The following is an 18,418-nucleotide window of genomic DNA, read 5'->3' on the forward strand; positions in this document are numbered from 1 at the left end:
GTTTTGCCATGAGCGAACTGCACAGCGACGACCAGACCGCCGGCCATCCCAACGATCGCGCCGTGATCCGGTTGCGCCCGAAATCCAAGCCGCAGGCGATCCGCCACGGCTTCCCCTGGGTCTTTGCCGACGAGGCGGTGCTGGACCGCCGTACCAAGGCGCTGCCCCCCGGCGGCCTGGCTGTGCTGGAGGATGCCGAGCGTCAGCCGCTGGCCCTGGTGACCGTGAACCCGGTCAGCAAGATCATCGCCCGCGTGATGGACACCGACCCGGGCGCGGTGATCGACGGCGCCTGGCTGCGCGCGCGCCTGACCCGCGCCCTGCAGATGCGCCAGCGGATCTATGACGAGCCCTTCTATCGTCTGGTCCATGCCGAGGCCGACGGCCTGCCGGGCCTGGTCATCGACCGCTTCGGCGACGCGGCTGTGATCCAGCCCAACGCGGCCTGGGCCGACGGCATGGCCGAGGACATCGCCGATGCGCTGATCGAGGTCGCGGGCGTCTCCACGGTCGTCCTGAACGGGCAGGGCCGGTCGCGCGGCCTGGAAGGTCTGGCCGAGCGGCTGGAGGTCATCCGCGGCACCGCCCCATCCGGCCCGGTCCAGGTCCGCATGAACGGCGCGACCTATCTGGCCGACCTTCTGGGCGGGCAGAAGACGGGCCTGTTCTTCGACCAGCGCCCGAACCACGCCTTCGCACAGCGGCTGGTGGATGGCGGGTCGGTCCTGGACGTGTTCAGCCATGTGGGTGGTTTCGGCCTGGCGGCGCTGGCGGCGGGGGCCGACAGCGCGCTCTGCATCGACGGCAGCGCGCCCGCGCTGGAGCTGGCACGGGGCGGTGCGTCCGCCATGGGTGCCGCGGACCGGCTGAAGACGCAGCAGTCGGATGCCTTCGACGCGCTGGAGGACCTGGCCGAACAGGGGCGGACCTTCGACGTGGTGGTCTGCGACCCGCCGGCCTTCGCGCCGTCGAAGCCCGCGCTGGAGAAGGGCCTGCGCGCCTATGAGCGGGTGGCCAAGATGGCCGCGCCGTTGGTCGCGCCGGGTGGCTATCTGGTCCTGTGCAGCTGTTCGCACGCGGCCGACCTGACCGCGTTCCGCAATGTCAGCGCGCGCGGTATCGGACGCGGCGGGCGGCGCGGGGTGTTGATCCACACGGGTCAGGCCGGGCCCGACCATCCGACCCTGCCGCAGCTGGCCGAGACGGGTTATCTCAAGGCGCTGTTCTTCCGGCTGGACTGATGCGCGCCGTCCTGGACGCCAATGTGCTATTCCCCACCATCCTGCGCGAGATCCTGACCGATCTGGCGCAGGCGGGGCTTTACCACGCGCTTTGGTCGGACCGCATCCTGGAGGAATGGCACCGCGCCGCCGCCCGCATCGGCCCTGATGCCGAAAGCGTCGCGGGGGCCCAGATCGCGCTTCTGCGCCTGCGCTTTCCGCAGGCGGTGCAGGCCGCTGACGGGCAGGCGGCGATCGATCTGGACTTTCCCGACCCTGCCGACCGCCATGTGGTCGAGGCTGCCCTGGCCGGGGACGCATCGCTGATCGTCACCGCGAACCTGCGCGATTTTCCGCAGCGGATGATGGCCGGGCTGGGCCTGCGCGTGATCCATCCCGATGCGTTCCTGCTGGATCTACTAGCGCGCGACCGGCCCGCGGTCCTGTCCGCGCTGCAGGCCGCCCGCGACCGTGCAGAGGCCGCCGGCGGTGCCATGAGCATGGCCGAGATGCTGAAGCGCTGTCGGCTTCCGCGGCTTGCGCGCGCAGTGAAAGGTTGAACGGCATTGCTGTTATCGCTAACAAGGGGTAAGGCGAACGCCACCCAACAGGAGGACAGCATGGTCTCTCGTGTCATTCCGGTCGATGACTTCGACCTCGTGATCTTTGGCGCCACGGGCGATCTGGCCCATCGCAAGATCCTGCCCGGTCTCTACCGGCGCTTCAAGGCGGGACAGTTCCCGGCCACCAGCCAGATCATCGGCGCCGCGCGCACCGACCAGGACGACGACGCCTTCCGCGCCGAGGCGTCCAAGGCCATCTGCGAATTCGCGGGCGCCAAGGCGGACGACCCGCAGCTGGCCGAGTTTCTGGGCCTGCTGGGCTATGTCTCCATCGATGCCAAGGGCGAGGGCGGCTGGCAGGCGCTGAAGGACCGGATGCGCAAGGGCGCCGTCCATGCGTTCTATTTCTCGGTCGCGCCGGCGCTGTTCGGCGACATCGCCGAGCGTCTGGCGGGCCACGGCATCGCCGATGATGACAGCCGCATCGTGGTGGAAAAGCCCTTCGGCCGCGACCTGGCCAGCGCCAAGGCGCTGAACGCCACGCTGGCGCAGCATTTCAACGAACAACAGATCTATCGGATCGACCACTATCTGGGCAAGGAAACCGTCCAGAACCTGATGGCGGTGCGCTTTGCCAACGTGCTGTTCGAACCGTTGTGGAACGCGCAATACGTGGACCACGTCCAGATCACCGTGGCCGAGACCGTGGGCGTGGCCGGACGCGGCAGCTATTACGACAAGTCCGGCGCGATCCGGGACATGGTCCAGAACCACATGATGCAGCTTCTGTGCCTGATCGCGATGGAGCCGCCCTATCACTTCGACCCCGACGCCGTGCGCGACGAAAAGCTGAAGGTGATCCGCGCGCTGGAGCCGCTGGAGCCCGCCGACATTGTCCGCGGTCAGTATCAGGGCGAGGGCAGCGACTATCTGACCGACGCCGAGGACCCCGATTCGCGGACCGAAAGCTATGTCGCGATGAAGGTTCGCATCTCCAACTGGCGCTGGCAGGGCACGCCCTTCTATCTGCGCACCGGCAAGAAACTGCGCGCGCGGACCAGCGAAATCGCGATCACCTTCAAGGAACCGCCGCATTCGATCTTCGACGACAGCGGCCATCCCAAGGCCAACGAGCTGGTCATCCGCCTGCAGCCGAACGAGGGCATGAACCTCAAGGTGATGATCAAGGAGCCGGGGCCGGGCGGCATGCGCCTGGTGCAGGTGCCGCTGGACATGTCCTTTGCCGATGCCCTGGGGCCGGAGGGCGCGGACATGCCCGACGCCTACGAGCGCCTGATCATGGACGTGATCCGCGGCAACCAGACGCTGTTCATGCGCGGCGACGAAGTCGAGGCGGCCTGGGCCTGGACAGACCCGATCATCAAGTCCTGGGAGGAGGGCAAGCGCCGGCCCGAACCCTATGACAGCGGATCCTCGGGGCCCGAGGAGGCGTTGCGCCTGATGCACCGCGACAACCGTCGCTGGAGGGAGATCAGGGCATGAGCATGGATTTCAAGGAATACCCCGACCGCGAGATGCTGGCCCTGTCGGTCGCCGACCGCATCGCCTCGCAGCTGGCGCAGCATCTGCGTGGCAATGACCGCGCCACGCTGTGCGTTCCGGGCGGCACCTCTCCGGCGCCCGTGTTCGAGACGCTGTCGGGCACCGATCTGGACTGGTCCCGCGTCACCGTCGTCCTGGGCGACGAACGGTGGGTGGACGGCGATCACAAGCGGTCGAACTCTCGCCTGCTGCGGCGCCACCTGCTCAAGGACAAGGCAGCCGCGGCCGAGTATATCGACCTATACACCGGCGACGCCTCGCCCGATCTGGCGACCGATGGCCTGGCAGAGCGGCTGGCGCCGACCCTGCCGCTGACGGTGGTTCTGCTGGGCATGGGCAACGACATGCACACCGCCAGCCTGTTCCCCGGCGCCGATCACCTGGAGGCCGCGATGGCCGCAGGCGCGCCTCCCGTCATGGCCATCCGCGCCGATGGCGCCGAGGAGCCGCGCATCACCCTGACGCGACCGGTTCTGGCCGACGCGCTGAACATCCACGTCCTGATCATGGGCCCCGAAAAGCGGGAAGCGCTGGAGCGCGCGCAGAAGGCGGACCCGATGCAGGCGCCGATCCGTGCCTTTCTTGACCAGGCCACCGTCCATTGGGCCGAATGAGGAACTGACATGACCGCACTTTGGAACCGCCTCAAGGATCATCGCAAGGCCCAGGGGTCGGGCCGGATCGAGGCGCTGTTCGACGCCGACCGCGCCACCGATTACCGGGTGCAGGCGGACGGACTGACCTTCGACTATTCCAAGACGATGATCGACGCGGGCGCGCGTGATCTGCTGCTGGAACTGGCGGCCCCCGTGGCGGCCCGCCGCGACGCGATGTTCGCGGGCGAGAAGATCAACGAGACCGAAGGCCGCGCCGTCCTGCACACCGCGCTGCGCAACCTGCAGGGCAGCGTCACCGTCGACGGCCAGGACGTCATGCCCGCCGTGCGCGAGACGCATCAGCGCATGACCCGCTTTGCGACCCAGGTCCGCGACGGCGGATTTGCGGGGCAGGGCGGTCGCATCACCGACGTGGTCAATATCGGCATCGGTGGGTCGGACCTTGGCCCGGCCATGGCGGTGCTGGCGCTGGCGCCCTATCACGACGGGCCGCGCACGCATTTCGTCAGCAACGTGGACGGTGCCGACATCGCCGACACGCTGAAGTGGCTGGACCCGGCCACGACGCTGGTGATCGTCGCCTCCAAGACCTTCACCACCATCGAGACGATGACCAACGCCCAGACGGCCCGCGACTGGATGGCCGCCTCGGTCACCGATCCGGGCGCGCAGTTCGTGGCCTTGTCCACCGCTGCCGCCAAGGCCGCCGATTTCGGAATCGCCGAAGACCGTGTCTTCGGCTTTGAGGATTGGGTCGGCGGGCGCTATTCCGTCTGGGGCCCGATCGGGCTGTCCCTAATGCTGGCCGTGGGGCCGCAGGCGTTCGACCAGTTCCTGGCCGGCGGCGCGGCGATGGACGCGCATTTCCGCACGGCCGAACCGGCGCAGAACCTGCCGGTGATGCTGGCCCTGACGGGCATCTGGCATCACCAGATCTGCGGCTATCCGACCCGCGCGGTGCTGCCCTATGACAACCGCTTGATGCGCCTGCCCGCCTATCTGCAGCAGCTGGAGATGGAATCGAACGGCAAGCGCGTGGCGATGGATGGCAGCGATCTGGAGGTCGTGTCGGGCCCCGTCGTCTGGGGCGAACCCGGCACGAACGGCCAGCACGCCTTCTATCAGCTGATCCACCAAGGCACGATGCCAGTCCCCTGCGAGTTCATCCTGGCGGCGCGCGGGCACGAGCCGGACTTGGCGCATCACCACATCCTGCTGGCCGCGAACTGCTTGGCGCAGTCCGAGGCGCTGATGCGGGGACGGTCGCTGGACGAGGCGCGCGCCCTGATGCAGGCCAAGGGCCTTGAGGGCGCCGAACTGGACCGTCAGGCCCGCCATCGCGTGTTCCCCGGCAACCGGCCTTCGACCACGCTGCTGATGGAGCAGCTGACCCCGTTCGCCTTGGGCCAGATCGTCGCGCTGTATGAACAGCGTGTCTTCGTCGAGGGCGTGATCCTGGGCATCAACAGCTTTGACCAGTGGGGGGTCGAGCTGGGCAAGGAACTGGCCCTCAAGGTCGAACCGCTGCTGAAGGGAGAGGCCGCGCCCGGCCACGACCCCTCGACCGAGGCGCTGGCGGGGCTGATCCGGCAGATGCGCGGCTGACGCGCCCCCGAACCGTGGGACATCAAAGCCGCCCCGATCCGTCGGGGCGGCTTTTCCTTGGCGCCGCAAGCGGGTAGGGTCCGCCCGGCACAGCGAAAGGTCGGATCATGGCGTTCTTTACCAAACTGCGAGAGCGGCTGACGCGGTCCTCCTCCAAGATCGGGGCGGGGCTGGACGATATCGTCGGAGAGACCGCGACGGCCCCCGTCGCCCCCGCCGCGGCCCCCGAACCGTCGGGGCTGGTCGGGCGCCTGTTCGGCCGCGCCGAGGCGCAGGTCGAGGAGCCCCGCCGCGCCCTGGACGACGAGATGCTGGAGGAGCTGGAGGACATGCTGGTCCAAGCCGACCTGGGCGTCGAGACGGCCCTGCGCGTCACAGCCAACATCGCCGAGGGGCGCATGGGCCGGCGCATCTCCTCGACCGAGCTGAAGCAGCTTCTGGCGACCGAGATCGGGCGCATCATGGCCCCGGTCGCGCGCCCCTTGCCGATCTATCCGAAGAAGCCGCAGGTGGTGCTGGTCGTGGGCGTGAACGGCGCGGGCAAGACCACCACCATCGGCAAGCTGGCCAGCCAGTTCCGCGCCGCGGGCAAGTCGGTCGTGATCGCCGCGGGCGACACGTTCCGCGCGGCGGCCGTCGAACAGCTGCAGGTCTGGGGCCAGCGGGCGGGCGTGCCGGTGATGGTCGCGCCGCAGGGCAGCGACCCGGCCAGCCTGGCATGGGACGCGATGGTCCGGGCCGAGGCCGATGGCGCCGACCTGCTGATGATCGACACCGCCGGCCGCCTGCAGAACCGTCAGGACCTGATGGAGGAGCTGGCCAAGATCGTCCGCGTGATCCGAAAGAAGGACCCCGACGCGCCGCACAACACCCTGCTGGTGCTGGACGCCACCACCGGCCAGAACGCCCTGAGCCAAGTCGAGACCTTCCGCAAGCTGGCCAATATCTCGGGACTGGTGATGACCAAGCTTGACGGCACGGCGCGCGGCGGCGTGCTGGTGGCCTTGGCCGACCGCTTCGGCCTGCCGATCCACGCGATCGGCGTCGGCGAACAGATCGACGACCTGGACGCCTTTGACGCGGACGAATTCGCCCGCGCCCTGGTCGGCCTCTAGGCGTCCAGCAGCGTCTTGCGGTTGCGGTCGTGCCGCTGCACCAGGCGCCGGGCATGGCGACCCGACAGCAGCGGCCGCGCGGGCGTCAGCGCGCGTCCCGCCGTCAGCTGCCTGATCCGCCGGGCGTTCTGCGCCCCAAGAGCGCGCAAGGCCACGGGACCGGGCAGCAGGCTTTCCGCCCATGCGCCCTCGGCCACCAGCACCTGGTGATCGGCCAGCAGCACGTGCCAATAGGTGACGTCGCAACGCTTGCCCTGCACCGTGATGCCCGGCAGGCCCACCAGATGACGCGCCGCGACCAGAACCTCCGCCTCGCCGGTCATGCGCTCGGCGATGGGAGAGCGGATCAGCACGCGGTGCTGGGGCGACACGACCAGATCGCGCCCGGGCTGGCCGGGGCCCAGGGCATGGGCCGCGATCCGGATCGGCCGATGGTCGGGACGCTGGTCCAGATCGCGGGCCTGCATCCGGCGATGACCGATCCACAGGACCGGCTGATATCCGTGGTCCATCGTCCGCAAAAGCGTGCCGGGATGCAGGTCCTGGACCCTGCACGGTCCGGATGCCGTCTGGATCAGCGTGTCCTGCGCAAAACAGGCCGAAGCCGTGGGGGCAGGCCAGGGCTGGGCGTCGTCACCCGGCCCGAAGCTGCGAACGCCCGCATAAGTATAGCGCGCCCCGGGATCAAAGACCGGCTCGATCCCGTTCTCATCGGGAATGGGGAAGATCAGAAGCGACTGGCGGCCCCCGAATTCGATGCCGGCGCCATAATGCTCGTAGCTGCGCGGATACATGACGACATAGCTGTCTTCCGCGTCAGAGGTGATGATCGAGGCGACGAAATTCGACATCTGCGTTCCCGCAGGGGTGATCTTTGCATTGTCCCCATGACCAAAGACCGCGTCATGGACCAGAAGCTGGTCCGTCTCATCGTAAGTATAGGTGCCGCTGCGGAACGCATCGTCGTCATCGCTGATGACGATCGTGCTGAGGACCGGGTCATTCATCACGATCGGCGCGCCGTTCGACCACGGGGCATCGGCCAGCAAGCCGATGCCGCCTGCCGGGATGACATTGCTGATCGTCAGGACCGTGATCGTATGTTCCATGGAAAACCCTTGTGCTGCCGGTCGAACGGACCCGGCAGTCACATGTCACCGGGCAGTACCGGACCCTAGGGCGACAATGGTTAACGCTTGGTTAACCGATTCAGGAAAAGTTAACGATTCCCGCAGGTCAGGCCGGGATCGACGCCGAGGTGCCGCGTTCGCGATAGGGCGTGCTGCCATATTGCGCACGATAGCATTTCGAGAAATGCGACGGGCTGGAAAACCCGGACGCCAAGGCGATCTCGATGATCGACATCTCGGTCTGCATCAGCAGGTTGCGGGCGCGGGAAAGCCGGGTTTCCATGTAGTACCGCTTGGGGCTGCGGTTCAGATAGCGGCGGAACAGGCGTTCCAGCTGCCGGGTGGACATGCCCGCGTCCAGCGCCAGCTGGGCGGGGCTGACCGGGTCCTCCAGGTTCGCCTCCATCCGCGCGATGACGGCGGCCAGGCGAGGATGGCGCACGCCGATGCGGGTGGGGATCGACAGGCGCTGGCTGTCCTGGTCGGTTCGGATCGCGGTGTGCAGCATCTGGTCGGCCACGTCCGCGGCCAGCGCGTCCCCCTGCGCCAGCGCGATCAGGTGCAGCATCAGGTCGATCGAACTGGTCCCGCCCGCCGCGGTCAGCCGGTTGCCGTCATGGACGAAGACCGACCGGAACAGGTCGACCTCGGGGAAGGCCTCGGCCAGGCCGTCGTGGTTCTCCCAGTGGATGGTGGCCTTGCGGCCGTCCAGCAACCCGGCCTCGGCCAGGATCCAGGTGCCGGTGCAGACCGCCCCCATCGCCGCGCCGCCGCGCGCCTGCCGGCGCAGCCAGGCCAGCACCGGGCGCGTCGCCTCGCGCGCGATGTCGGTGCCGCCGCAGACGATCACGACCTCGTCCCGGCCGGGCGGGGGGGCGTCAAGGTCCAGCCCGCCGTCCAGCATCACCCGTGTCCCGTTCGAGCACGTCGCCACGTCGCCCCGCGGCCCGACCAGGCGCCAGTCGAACAGCGTCTGCCCCGACGCGCGGTTGGCCAGACGCAGGGGCTCGATCGCGGCCGTGAAGGGCAGCATGGTGAATCGATCCAGCAACAGGAAGGTGAAGCGTCGCGGTTTTTCGGATGGCATGGGGGCTATCTTTGCGTGCGGTTGCGCCCCGCACCCAAACAGCCTTTTGACGCCGCGGCAAGGGGGCTTTCCGGAGGGCCGCGGCAGACCCTTTTCCTGCCGACTGTTAGCGTTTATACCGACGCGACATTTTCAAGGAGCGCAGGACATGACGCAGCAGACCCGCAAGACCGCCACCCAGGATTGGGACAAGGCCGGCTGGCGCGCCTATCCGCGCGTCCAGATGCCCGACTATACCGATCCCGCCGCGCTGGCGGGGGTGGAATCGCAACTGCGCCGCTATCCCCCGCTGGTCTTTGCCGGAGAGGCGCGCCGCCTGCGCGCCCAGCTGGCGGACGCCGCCGCGGGCCGGGCCTTCCTGCTGCAGGGCGGTGACTGCGCCGAAAGCTTCAGCGAATTCAGCGCCGACAACCTGCGCGACACCTTCAAGGTGCTGCTGCAGATGGCCGTGGTACTGACCTGGGGCGCGCAGATGCCCGTGATCAAGGTCGGGCGCATGGCGGGCCAGTTCGCCAAGCCGCGCAGCGCCCCGACCGAGGTGATGGACGGGGTGGAGCTGCCCAGCTATCGCGGCGACATCATCAATGGGTTCGATTTCACCCCCGAGGCCCGCATCCCCGACCCGACGCGGATGCTGGCGGCCTATACCCAGGCGGCGGCGTCGCTGAACCTGCTGCGCGCCTTCTCGACCGGCGGCTTCGCGGACATGCACCGCGTGCAAAGCTGGATCGCCGACTTCGTGGGCGGCCCCGAGGCCGCGCGGTACCGCGACATCGCCGGCCGCATCGGCGATGCGATGGCCTTCATGCAGGCGGCGGGCGTCAATTCCGACACCGCGCACCAGCTGTCCAAGGTCGATTTCTATACCAGCCACGAGGCGCTGCTGCTGGAGTACGAGGAGGCCCTGGCCCGCATCGACAGCACCACCGGCCTGCCGGTGGCGGGGTCGGGCCACATGATCTGGATCGGCGACCGGACGCGTCAGCCTGACGGCGCGCATGTCGAGTTCTGCCGCGGCGTGCAGAACCCGATCGGCCTGAAATGCGGCCCGACGACCACGGCGGACGACCTCAAGGTGCTGATGGCCAAGCTGAACCCCGCCAACGAGGCCGGGCGCCTGACGCTGATCGCACGCTTTGGTGCGGGCAAGGTGGGCGACCACCTGCCGCGCCTGATCCGCGCGGTGCAGGACGAGGGCGCGAACGTCGTCTGGTCGTGCGATCCGATGCACGGCAACGTCATCAAGTCGTCGACCGGCTACAAGACGCGCGCCTTCGATTCGATCCTGCGCGAGGTCCGCGAATTCTTCGGCGTCCACAAGGCCGAGGGCACGATCCCCGGCGGCGTGCATTTCGAGATGACCGGCAAGGACGTGACCGAATGCACCGGCGGCGTGCGCGCCGTCACGGACGAGGATCTGTCGGACCGCTATCACACTGCCTGCGATCCGCGCCTGAACGCCAGCCAGTCGCTGGAGCTGGCCTTCCTGGTCGCCGAGGAACTGCGCGCCCGGCGCGAGGACGCCGCGCCCGTGCGGACCGCCGCCGCCATCTGATCACGAAAAGGCCCCGCCGATGCGGGGCCTTTTCATTTCCAGCGGCGGTGAACCCAGAACCACTGGTCCATGTGGCGCCGCACCAGCATCTCCAGATCGTCGTTCAGCGCCTGCATCATCGCGCGGGAATCGCCATGCGCGATGGGCGCGCCGACATGGACCTTGAAGGACAGCCCGTCCGGCTGGCGGATGCCGCAGATCGGTACCAGCAGCGCGTCATAGCGGCGGGCCAGGTCCGCCGGCGTCAGCACCGTCCGCGTGGGCAGGTCGAAGAACCGCAACTCCGCCCCCTCGCGGTCGAACTGATCGAAACCCAGGGCCAGCCAGCCGCCACCCTTGAGAAACCGCAGCATCGCCGCCAATCCGGCCCTGCCGCGCGGGAACAGCGGCTCGGCGATGGCGGTGATGGCGGGGACGTAATGGCGGTTGAACGCCTCGTTGTTCATGGGCCGGTACAGGGCGCCGACCGGCCAGCCACGCGCGGCAAGCGCGGCCCGCATCGCGTCGTAATTTCCGAAATGCGCGCAGGCCAGGATCACCGGGCGATGGCTGTCCAGAGCCTCCTCCAGCGCGCCAAGGCCGGGGCCCCGCAGCGGATCGGCCGTGCGGATGCGGTCCGTGAATTCGTCGGCGGAATAGATCTCGGCCACCGACCGGCCCGCATTGTCGGGAACGGCGCGCACCAGCGCCTCGACCTCTGCCGGGGACAGGTCGGGGCGGGCCAACGCCAGGTTGTCGCGGATGCGCCTGCGCCAGCCGGCGATGGGCGCAATCATATGCGAAAACACCCAGCCCATCGCCGGGATGCGGCGCGAATAGGGCAGCAGGCGTGCCAGCCCCATGATCGCCACGAACGCGCCGTTGGCCAGCCGGTCGGTTATCGTGGATCGGTCATCGCGCATCACGCCCCCTTGGCGGCCCGCGCCTCGCGCGACCAGACATACAGCCCCGCGGCCACGATAATGACCGCGCCGGTGACGGTCCAGACATCCGGAAGCTGCCCGAAGAAGACGAACCCCCACAGCCCGGCCCAGATCAGCCCCGTATAGCCGAAGGGCGCCAGCGTCCCCGCCTCGGCCGCGCTGAACGCCTTGACCAGCAGGTACTGGCTGACCGTGCCGAACACTGCCAGCGCGGCGAATGCCCACAGATCGCCCGCCGCGATCGGCTGCCAAAACATCGGCACCACGATGCTGGAGGCGATGGTGCCCACGACGGCCGACCACAGCACCGAGGTCGCCACCGAATCGGTCCGCACGACGCGCGTCAGCAACGCCCCCGCGGCATAGGTGAAGGCCCCGGCCAGTGGCAGCAGCGCCGCAGGCTGGAACACGCCCAGTCCGGGACGGATGATCAGCAGCGCGCCGACCAGTGCAACCGCGATCCCCGCCAGCCGCCGCGGGCCGACCTTCTCACCCAGGAACAAGGCCCCCCCAAGCGTGATCAGGACCGGGTTCAGGTCCATGATCGCCGTCGCCTCGGCCAGCCCGATGTATTGAAGCGAGGTGAAGAACAGCCCGACCGACCCAAGCTGCATCATCGCCCGCGCGAACTGCATGGCCGGCTGGCGCGTGCGCAGCAAAGGCAGCATGGCCCCGCGAAAGATCAGCACAAAGATCAGCAGGTTTCCGATGAACCGCGCCCAGATGACCTGCGCCGGATGATAGGTCTGCGTCAGGTGCTTGGCCGTCGCATCCATCAGCGTAAAACCCAGGATCGCCGCCAGCAGCAGCGCGATGCCCCGTGCCTGGTCCGATCCGGGCCGCCGCAATCCATCCCGCTCCCGACCCATCAGCGCGAATGCGCGCGCCAGGACGCGCATCAGAAGGCGCGGTCATGGGCGTCTGGGCAACGAAGACGCAGTTTCTCCTTTGCCCAAATACCCATCGCGACGGTCGGTCCGGGTATCACAGCAGCGCTTTCGCGCGCTCTGCGACAGCCTCGGCGGTGATGCCGAACTCCTTGTACAACTCGGGTGCAGGACCCGAGGCGCCGAACCCCTCCATGCCGACGAAGGCAGAGCGGTCCTCCTGGCCGCGCTCTCCCAGCAGCAGCCAGTCCCAAGGCTGGCGCACCGCGGCCTCGATCGCGATGCGCACGGTGTTCGCAGGCAGCACCTCGGCGCGATAGTCGCGCGGCTGGTCGCGGAACAGCTCCATCGAGGGGACGGACACGACGCGGGTCGGAATGCCCTGACCCTCCAGCGCATCGCGCGCGGCGACCGCGATCTCGACCTCCGATCCGGTGGCCATCAGTACGACCTTGGGCGTGGCCGAGGCCTCGCGCAGGACATAGGCGCCCTTGGCGGTCAGGTTCTCTCCAGTCTCCTGGCGCAGCAGCGGCAGATTCTGACGCGACAGGGCCAGGACCGACGGCGTCGCGTCCTGCGACAGGGCGATCTCCCAGGCTTCGGCGGTCTCGGTCTGATCGCAGGGGCGGAAGGTCAGCGTGTTGGGCGTGGCGCGGCAGATCGCCAGGTGCTCGACCGGCTGGTGGGTCGGGCCGTCCTCGCCCAGGCCAATGCTGTCATGGGTCATCACATAGACGACCGGCAGGCCCATCAGCGCCGACAGGCGCATCGCCCCGCGCGCATAGTCTGTGAAGGTCAGGAACGTCCCGCCATAGGGGCGGAACCCGCCATGCAGCCAGATGCCGTTCATCGCCGCCGCCATGCCGTGTTCGCGGATGCCGTAATGCAGATAGCGGCCCATGCGGTTTTCGGCGCTGAAGACGCCTTGGCCGCCGGTCTTGGTGTTGTTCGATCCGGTCAGGTCGGCCGATCCGCCGAAATTCTCGGGCATTTCGGCATTCAGCACCTCCAGCACGTTCTCGGAGGCCTTGCGGGTGGCGACCTTGGGCTTGGCCTCCAGCGTCTGCACCTTGAAGGCGTCGATGATCGCGTTCAGGCGCGGATGGACCTCGTTGCCGATGCGGCGGGCAAAGTCGTTGCGCGCCTCGTCGGACAGCCCGTCCACGCGGTCGTTCCACGCCGCGCGCTGCGCCGCACCGCGCTGGCCGATGGCCCGCCAGTCCGCGACAATCTGGTTGGGCAGGTGGAAGGGCTCATGGCTCCAGCCATAGGCCGCGCGGGTGGCCGCGATCTCGTCCGCGCCAAGCGGGGAGCCGTGGGCCTTGCTGCTGTCGGCCTTGTTCGGCGCGCCAAAGCCGATGATCGTCTTGCAGTCGACCAGCGTCGGGCGGCCGTCATCCTGCGCGGCTTGGCTCAGCGCGCGGTCGATGTCGGCGGCGTCATGGCCGTCGCAGGACAGGACGCGCCAGCCGGCGGCGGCAAAGCGGGCATGCTGGTCGGTCGCGTCCGACAGGCTGACGCGGCCGTCGATGGTGATGTCGTTGTTGTCCCACAGCACGATCAGGCGGCCCAGCTTCTGGTGGCCGGCCAGGGCGATGGCCTCGTGGCTGATGCCCTCCATCAGGCAGCCGTCGCCGGCGATGACCCAGGTGCGGTGGTCGCACAGATCGGCACCGAACTCGGCCCGCATCGCCTCCTCGGCGATGGCAAAGCCCACGGCGGTGGCGATGCCCTGGCCCAAGGGGCCGGTGGTCGTCTCGACCCCCTCGACATGTCCGTATTCCGGATGGCCCGCGGTGATCGCGCCCAGCTGGCGGAAGTTGCGCACCTGGTCCAGCGTCATCTGCTCATAGCCGGTCAGGTGCAGCAGGCTGTAGATCAGCATGGACCCGTGGCCCGCCGACAGGATGAACCGGTCGCGGTCGAACCAGTGCGGCGCGCTGGCGTCGAACTTCAGGTGGTTGCGGAACAGGACGGTGGCCACGTCCGCCATGCCCATCGGCATGCCGGGATGGCCGGAATTGGCGGCCTCGACCGCGTCCATGGACAGCACGCGGATCGCGCTGGCCAGGTTCCAATGGGCGGGGTCTGCGGTGCGGCGGGCGGCGATGTCCATGGGATGTTCCTTGCGGCACGTGGGGTTGGCGCGTTGTTATGGGTTGGCACAGGCGGTTGCAAGCCGCCCCCGGTCAGCCGTCGGTGGCCGTGGGCAGGGGGCGGATGCGCAGCCGGGTGATGCGGTTCTCGCGCCGCGTGACGACCTCGAAGCGATAGCCCGCGAAACTGAACACCTGTCCCTGCTCGGGGATCGACTGCGCCATGTGGATCACCAGGCCTGCGATGGTGTTGGCCTCGTCGTCGGGCAGGGTCCAGTCCAGCTGGCGGTTCAGGTCGCGGATGGTCATGCCGCCCTCGACCAGGTAATCGCCCTGGGCGTTGGGCTTGAGGGTCTGGTCCTCCTCGGTGTCGTGCTCGTCGGCGATCTCTCCGACGATCTCCTCGATGATGTCCTCCAGCGTGATCAGGCCGCGCAGCGATCCGTATTCGTCCACGACCAGCGCGAAATGCGTGCGCCGCTTCAGGAACTCGCGCATCTGCTCGTCCAGGACGCTGGTCTCGGGGACGAAATAGGGGGGCATCATCACCGCGGCCAGATCGAACCGCCGCGCGGCGCTGGCATCGCCCGCATCGCCGACGGCCCGGTTCACCGCGCGCAGCAGGTCCTTGGCGTGGATCACGCCCACGATGTTCTCGCGCTCCTCGCGATAGACGGGCAGGCGGGTGTGCGGGCTGGCCAGGACCAGTTCCAGGATCTTCTCGGGCGGCAGGTCGCCGTCGATCATCTGGATCTCCGAACGGTGGCGCATGATCTCCTCGACCGTGCGGTTGCCCAGGTCCAGCGCACCCAGCAGGCGGTCGCGGTCCTCCTTGTTCACCGCGCCCTGTGCGTGGCCCAGGGACAGCGCCCCCTCGATCTCCTCCTCCAGCGAAAACATGTGCTTGCCGGGATCGGTCTTCAGGCCGGCCACCGACAGCATGCCCCCCACGATCAGGCGCACGACGCTGACGATCGGGGACAGGATGACGGTCAGGATGCCGATGGGACGTGCCACCAGGCTTGCCACCTTTTCGGGGGCAGAGATGGCGTACGTCTTGGGCATCACCTCGGAGAAGATCAGCACCAGCACGGTCATCACCAGCGTGGCGATCGCCACGCCGCCCGCGCCCAGCAGGCGCGTGAACAGCGCGGTCGCAAGGCTGGCGGCCAGGATGTTGACGACGTTGTTGCCCAACAGGATCGCCCCGATCAGCTTCTCGCTGTCGGCGGTGACGCGGACGGCGGCTTCGGCGCCGCTGTCGCCCCGGTCGGCGCGGGCCCGCAGCTTGGCCTTGCTGGATGCGGTCAGCGCGGTCTCGGACCCCGAAAAGAAGGCCGACAGCATCAGGCAGATCAGGATCGCCGCGATGGTGACGACGGCCGCAAAGTCGAGCGCAGAGGTAAGTTGGTCCATGAGGTCCCGGTCAGTTGGTGTTGGCGGCATCGTCAGGCGACACGCCGCGCGCTAGAGGGTGGTGGTTCAGAACCAGATCGCGCATGCGATGGTTCAGCACATGAGTATAGATTTCCGTCGTGCCCAGATCGGCATGGCCCAGCAGCATCTGGATGCTGCGCAGGTCGGCGCCGCCTTCCAGCAGGTGGGTGGCGAAGGCGTGGCGGATCACGTGCGGCGTCACGCGCGCGGGATCGATGCCCGCCGCCACCGCCATCTGGCCCAGCAGGCGCGAAAAGCTCTGCCGCGGCAGGTGGCCCGCCGCGCCCGGTGCGGGAAACAGCCAGCGCGCGCCGCGACCCGCCAGCAGGCGGTACAGCGGGCTGCCCTGGGGGGCGTTGTCGCGGATCTCCAGCCAGTCGCGCAGGGCGGTCCGGGCGGCCTGGCCCAGGGGGACCATCCGGTCCTTGCCGCCCTTGCCGCGGATCACCAGGACCGCTGGATCGCCCCGGCACCCGGCCACCGGCAGGCTGACCAGCTCGGTGACGCGCATGCCGGTCGCGTACAGTATCTCGATCAGGCACATGTTGCGCGTGCGGTCGATCCGGCCCCGGCCGATGCCGGGGGCGGCGTCCAGCAGCGCCTGGATCTCGGCCCGGTCCAGCGTGCGCGGGATGCGCTTGGCGCGGCCGGGGCCCGCGATGCGGATGGCGGGGTCGTCCTCGCGCCAGCCCTCCTCCAGCGCAAAGCGGGTGAACTGGCGGATGGCCGACAGGCGGCGGGCGCGGGTGGCCCGTGACAGGCCCTGCGCATCGCAATGGGACAGGTAATCCTCGACCTGCTCGCGCGTCAGCCCGGCCAGCGTCAGCGCCCGCGCGCCCAGCCAGTCCGACAGGTCGCGCAGGTCGCGGCCATAGGCCAGCAGCGTGTTCCGCGCGGCCCCGGCCTCGGCGGCCTGGGCGTCCAGAAAGGCGCCGATGGCGTTGTGGTCGGCGCTCATTGCGGGGCCTGCATCTGCTGCAGAAGGGTGATCTGCGCCTCGGCGCGGTCGGCATCGGGGTCCAGACCCAGGGCGCGCAGCATGGCTATGCCACGCCCGGCGCGGGCCAGATCGCCCTCCAGCGCCGCGTCGATATCGGCCATCGCGGTCAACAGCGCCTCTCCGCGACGGGTGTCGGGGGGCGTGGCGGGGGGTGCGGCCATCTCGGGCGCGGGATCGGGGATCACGCTGTCGGGCAGGCCCATCCAGGCGCGCATCAGGTCGGCCACCTCGGCCGCGCGGGGATCGCTGATGCCGGTGGGCAGGTCGGCCGCGACCATCGCTGCCAGCAGGTCGGCCATTCCGGCCGCGCGGAATTCGTCGAAGGCGCGGGGCAGGGCCTGCGCCAGATCGCCGCCCGCCAGTGCGGCCTCCAGCGTGCGCATGACGCCGGCGCGTTCCCAGACCCCGCCCGATGCCGCGGGCCGCTGTTCGCCATAGATCTGGCGCAGGGTCGCGGCGGGCAGGGCGCCGGTGCGCGCCAGACGCTCGGCCGCCTCAAGCCGGGCCTTGAAGCCGCTGTTCAGGCGCAGGTCGGATTGCGCGAAGGCCACCGGCAGGGGCTGCGTCGGCAGGGGCTGTCCCACGGCCTCGTGGATGCGGAATTCCAGCGGGGTCATGCGGTCGGCGGGGGCCAGCAGCTCTGCCGTGTCGACGAAGGCGTCGTCCAGGAAATGCGTCAGCAGGATCGCCTGGCGTTCGTCGATCAGGCCAAGCGCCTCGGCGCCGTGCAGGCCGATCGCCGCCGCAGCCCAATCCCCGGTCTGCGCCAGGCAAAAGATGCGTGCCGCAAAGCTGGGCGCGATGCCGGGGGTGCCGTTCATGATCGCGCAGGCGCGGCCTTCGTCGCCCTCCAGCAGGGCGATGTCGAACATGCGGCGAAAGATCTCGGGCTGGCCGGGGCCGGCGGCGACCAGCAGCGACTGCGCCTCGTCCAGCGCGCCCATGTCCAGCAGGCGGTCGGCGCGCGACAGGAACAGCTGCCCCCGCATCCCTTCTGGCGCGGCCGGGGGGGCCAACTGTGCGGTCAGCACGCGCTTCAGCAACGCCTGCATGGATTGCAGGCGGGCGGGCGTGGCCAGCACCATCTGCGACAGCTGCGCGGGGTCGCTGCCCGCCCACAGGTCGGCCGGCAGCCCGGCGCGGCGGGGGCTTTGCGTGCCGGTGTGGTCTGGGTTGCCCTGGTCCAGGCGGGTGACCTGCACCGGGCCCACGGCGCCGCTGGTGGCAACCGGCTGCGGTCTGGCGCTTGGCCGGGGCGGTGGGGCGTCGCCGGGCCGCCAAGCCGAGCTTTCGCGCACCGGGCCGCGGACGCTGCCCGACAGCCAGTCGCTGGCCGACAAGGGCTGCTGCTGCGCCAGGGCAAGGCTGGGCAGGAGCGCCAGGACCAGTGCGCAGAGGGTGGTTCTGTCAGTCACCGGCAGCCTCGGCCGGCTGTTCGGCCGCGGGGGCGTCCAGCTGCAGGGGGGTGCGGACCTCTTGGCGGGTCGGGGCCATGTCGCCGAAATAGGCATAGCCCGCGAGGCCGATCAGGCCCGCCAGAATCAGCACCACCAGCAGTTTCAACATCCGCATTGCATTCGCCTTTGCTCGACCGTGTTTTCTGTGTTCTTGCACCGGTCT

At 69.0% G+C, this 18,418-nt stretch carries 16 protein-coding genes; 7 read left to right on the forward strand and 9 right to left on the reverse strand.

All coding sequences use genetic code 11. The features are described 5' to 3' along the window. The first annotated feature begins 8 nt into the window (after positions 1–8). The 6 genes from LZ686_RS08615 to ftsY all read left to right on the forward strand — a co-directional run bounded on the left by LZ686_RS08615 (position 9) and on the right by ftsY (position 6,683). Positions 9–1,241 carry an RSP_2647 family RNA methyltransferase gene (locus LZ686_RS08615; RefSeq protein WP_349547521.1) on the forward strand — a complete coding sequence of 411 codons (1,233 nt, stop codon included), beginning with the start codon at positions 9–11 and terminating at the stop codon, positions 1,239–1,241. Next, positions 1,241–1,780 (forward strand): RSP_2648 family PIN domain-containing protein, encoded by a 540-nt coding sequence (locus tag LZ686_RS08620; RefSeq protein WP_349547522.1) that lies wholly within the window; start codon positions 1,241–1,243, stop codon positions 1,778–1,780. The genes LZ686_RS08615 and LZ686_RS08620 overlap by 1 nt, the downstream gene beginning before the upstream one ends. A 60-nt stretch (positions 1,781–1,840) precedes the next feature. Beyond that, positions 1,841–3,286: a glucose-6-phosphate dehydrogenase gene (gene zwf / locus LZ686_RS08625; RefSeq protein ID WP_045999456.1), complete on the forward strand. Its 1,446-nt coding sequence runs from the start codon at positions 1,841–1,843 to the stop codon at positions 3,284–3,286. Positions 3,287–3,288: 2 nt separating this feature from the next. After that, positions 3,289–3,960 (forward strand): 6-phosphogluconolactonase, encoded by a 672-nt coding sequence (pgl, locus tag LZ686_RS08630; RefSeq protein ID WP_198143089.1) that lies wholly within the window; start codon positions 3,289–3,291, stop codon positions 3,958–3,960. Positions 3,961–3,969: 9 nt separating this feature from the next. Continuing rightward, positions 3,970–5,568: a glucose-6-phosphate isomerase gene (gene pgi / locus LZ686_RS08635; RefSeq protein ID WP_349547523.1), complete on the forward strand. Its 1,599-nt coding sequence runs from the start codon at positions 3,970–3,972 to the stop codon at positions 5,566–5,568. A 107-nt stretch (positions 5,569–5,675) separates the two neighbouring features. Next, complete coding sequence (ftsY, locus tag LZ686_RS08640) at positions 5,676–6,683, forward strand: signal recognition particle-docking protein FtsY (RefSeq protein ID WP_139597430.1); 1,008 nt, start codon at positions 5,676–5,678, stop codon at positions 6,681–6,683. Here the strand turns inward: ftsY and LZ686_RS08645 are convergent. Together LZ686_RS08645 and LZ686_RS08650 are read right to left on the reverse strand one after the other, a co-directional pair. Further along, a complete protein-coding gene (locus LZ686_RS08645; RefSeq protein ID WP_349547524.1) occupies positions 6,680–7,792 on the reverse strand; it encodes a Hint domain-containing protein in 1,113 nt (370 codons plus the stop codon). The two genes, ftsY and LZ686_RS08645, sit on opposite strands and share 4 nt — an antisense overlap. A 127-nt stretch (positions 7,793–7,919) precedes the next feature. Continuing rightward, positions 7,920–8,900, reverse strand: coding sequence for a GlxA family transcriptional regulator (locus tag LZ686_RS08650; RefSeq protein ID WP_045999452.1), 981 nt, complete (start codon positions 8,898–8,900; stop codon positions 7,920–7,922). A gap of 148 nt (positions 8,901–9,048) precedes the next feature. Here LZ686_RS08650 and LZ686_RS08655 point away from each other — a divergent pair, with 148 nt between their 5' ends. Then, the gene (locus LZ686_RS08655) at positions 9,049–10,455 is read left to right on the forward strand and encodes a class II 3-deoxy-7-phosphoheptulonate synthase (protein WP_139597433.1); all 1,407 of its coding nucleotides are present in this window, start codon (positions 9,049–9,051) and stop codon (positions 10,453–10,455) included. 32 nt (positions 10,456–10,487) lie between these two features. On the opposite strand, the gene LZ686_RS08660 is transcribed toward LZ686_RS08655, so the two are convergent. The 7 genes from LZ686_RS08660 to LZ686_RS08690 all read right to left on the reverse strand — a co-directional run bounded on the left by LZ686_RS08660 (position 10,488) and on the right by LZ686_RS08690 (position 18,370). Continuing rightward, positions 10,488–11,357: a lysophospholipid acyltransferase family protein gene (locus tag LZ686_RS08660; RefSeq protein WP_349547525.1), complete on the reverse strand. Its 870-nt coding sequence runs from the start codon at positions 11,355–11,357 to the stop codon at positions 10,488–10,490. After that, the gene (locus LZ686_RS08665; RefSeq protein ID WP_349547526.1) at positions 11,357–12,277 is read right to left on the reverse strand and encodes a DMT family transporter; all 921 of its coding nucleotides are present in this window, start codon (positions 12,275–12,277) and stop codon (positions 11,357–11,359) included. Before LZ686_RS08665 ends, LZ686_RS08660 begins: the two co-directional genes overlap by 1 nt. 85 nt (positions 12,278–12,362) lie before the next feature. Next, positions 12,363–14,381: a transketolase gene (gene tkt, locus LZ686_RS08670; protein ID WP_273743045.1), complete on the reverse strand. Its 2,019-nt coding sequence runs from the start codon at positions 14,379–14,381 to the stop codon at positions 12,363–12,365. Between the two features lie 73 nt (positions 14,382–14,454). Continuing rightward, complete coding sequence (locus LZ686_RS08675) at positions 14,455–15,777, reverse strand: HlyC/CorC family transporter (protein ID WP_045999448.1); 1,323 nt, start codon at positions 15,775–15,777, stop codon at positions 14,455–14,457. A 10-nt stretch (positions 15,778–15,787) separates the two neighbouring features. Then, on the reverse strand, positions 15,788–16,756 hold the full coding sequence (locus tag LZ686_RS08680; RefSeq protein WP_349547527.1) for a tyrosine recombinase: 969 nt from the start codon (positions 16,754–16,756) through the stop codon (positions 15,788–15,790). Further along, positions 16,753–18,213, reverse strand: coding sequence for a hypothetical protein (locus tag LZ686_RS08685; RefSeq protein WP_349547528.1), 1,461 nt, complete (start codon positions 18,211–18,213; stop codon positions 16,753–16,755). The genes LZ686_RS08680 and LZ686_RS08685 overlap by 4 nt, the downstream gene beginning before the upstream one ends. After that, positions 18,206–18,370, reverse strand: coding sequence for a hypothetical protein (locus LZ686_RS08690; RefSeq protein ID WP_349547529.1), 165 nt, complete (start codon positions 18,368–18,370; stop codon positions 18,206–18,208). Before LZ686_RS08690 ends, LZ686_RS08685 begins: the two co-directional genes overlap by 8 nt. Between the last annotated feature and the right edge of the window lie 48 nt (positions 18,371–18,418).

Origin of the sequence: Paracoccus sp. NFXS7, assembly GCF_040148865.1 — a bacterium.
Lineage (GTDB): Bacteria > Pseudomonadota > Alphaproteobacteria > Rhodobacterales > Rhodobacteraceae > Paracoccus > Paracoccus marcusii.

What these genes read in the sequence shown, in the direction of transcription:
- LZ686_RS08615 (WP_349547521.1), top strand. Translation starts at nt 9, where the DNA reads ATGAGCGAACTGCACAGCGACGACCAGACCGCCGGCCATCCCAACGAT.
- LZ686_RS08620 (WP_349547522.1), top strand. Translation starts at nt 1,241, where the DNA reads ATGCGCGCCGTCCTGGACGCCAATGTGCTATTCCCCACCATCCTGCGC.
- zwf (WP_045999456.1), top strand. Translation starts at nt 1,841, where the DNA reads ATGGTCTCTCGTGTCATTCCGGTCGATGACTTCGACCTCGTGATCTTT.
- pgl (WP_198143089.1), top strand. Translation starts at nt 3,289, where the DNA reads ATGGATTTCAAGGAATACCCCGACCGCGAGATGCTGGCCCTGTCGGTC.
- pgi (WP_349547523.1), top strand. Translation starts at nt 3,970, where the DNA reads ATGACCGCACTTTGGAACCGCCTCAAGGATCATCGCAAGGCCCAGGGG.
- ftsY (WP_139597430.1), top strand. Translation starts at nt 5,676, where the DNA reads ATGGCGTTCTTTACCAAACTGCGAGAGCGGCTGACGCGGTCCTCCTCC.
- LZ686_RS08645 (WP_349547524.1), bottom strand. Translation starts at nt 7,792, where the DNA reads ATGGAACATACGATCACGGTCCTGACGATCAGCAATGTCATCCCGGCA.
- LZ686_RS08650 (WP_045999452.1), bottom strand. Translation starts at nt 8,900, where the DNA reads ATGCCATCCGAAAAACCGCGACGCTTCACCTTCCTGTTGCTGGATCGA.
- LZ686_RS08655 (WP_139597433.1), top strand. Translation starts at nt 9,049, where the DNA reads ATGACGCAGCAGACCCGCAAGACCGCCACCCAGGATTGGGACAAGGCC.
- LZ686_RS08660 (WP_349547525.1), bottom strand. Translation starts at nt 11,357, where the DNA reads ATGCGCGATGACCGATCCACGATAACCGACCGGCTGGCCAACGGCGCG.
- LZ686_RS08665 (WP_349547526.1), bottom strand. Translation starts at nt 12,277, where the DNA reads ATGCGCGTCCTGGCGCGCGCATTCGCGCTGATGGGTCGGGAGCGGGAT.
- tkt (WP_273743045.1), bottom strand. Translation starts at nt 14,381, where the DNA reads ATGGACATCGCCGCCCGCCGCACCGCAGACCCCGCCCATTGGAACCTG.
- LZ686_RS08675 (WP_045999448.1), bottom strand. Translation starts at nt 15,777, where the DNA reads ATGGACCAACTTACCTCTGCGCTCGACTTTGCGGCCGTCGTCACCATC.
- LZ686_RS08680 (WP_349547527.1), bottom strand. Translation starts at nt 16,756, where the DNA reads ATGAGCGCCGACCACAACGCCATCGGCGCCTTTCTGGACGCCCAGGCC.
- LZ686_RS08690 (WP_349547529.1), bottom strand. Translation starts at nt 18,370, where the DNA reads ATGCGGATGTTGAAACTGCTGGTGGTGCTGATTCTGGCGGGCCTGATC.